Here is a 527-nt window from a genome sequence, read left to right on the forward strand (position 1 = left end):
ATGTCGGCGGCCGGCGTCTCGATACAAGTGTGCATCTTCCACACTCCCTGCGAAGTCGCGGGCCGGCTTCTGCCGGCCCTCTGCGATGTCCGGGGATGAGAAAAGCCTGAGGGCCTTGAAAATAAGGTTAAGCGCGAAATCACCTTACATTAAGGAATTCAAGGGTTAGGCCCGGACAACCGGCGCCGGACGGGCCGCCTACCGCGCCCGCTGGCCGAACAGCACCGCCCGCGCCTTCTCCGCGTCCTTGCCGCTGGCGGCCAGGGTGTTGTTGCGCAGTTCGTTGCCCACCTTGAAGCCGGCCTGCACGCCGGCGCGCTCGCCGACACGGTCGAACCACGCCTTGAGATGCGGAAAGGCCTCGATCTGGACGCCCTGGTTGCGCCACGGCACGACCCAGGGCCAGCAGGCCATGTCGGCGATCGAGAACGCGCCGGCGATGAAGTCGCGGTCAGCCAGGCGCTTGTTCAGCACCCCATAGAGGCGATTGGTCTCGTTGGTGTAGCGGATCGCGCCGTAGGCGACCT

The 527-nt window shown here is 65.5% G+C and carries 1 protein-coding gene; it reads right to left on the reverse strand.

The window, feature by feature from the left end; translation table 11 throughout:
- Positions 1-198: 198 nt before the first annotated feature.
- Positions 199-527: glutathione S-transferase C-terminal domain-containing protein (locus D1094_RS18490; RefSeq protein WP_182440248.1), on the reverse strand; the 329-nt coding region annotated here is incomplete at its 5' end.

The sequence above is a fragment of the Colwellia sp. RSH04 genome (genome assembly GCF_003545765.1).
In the GTDB taxonomy this organism is placed as follows: Bacteria; Pseudomonadota; Gammaproteobacteria; order Enterobacterales; family Alteromonadaceae; genus Colwellia.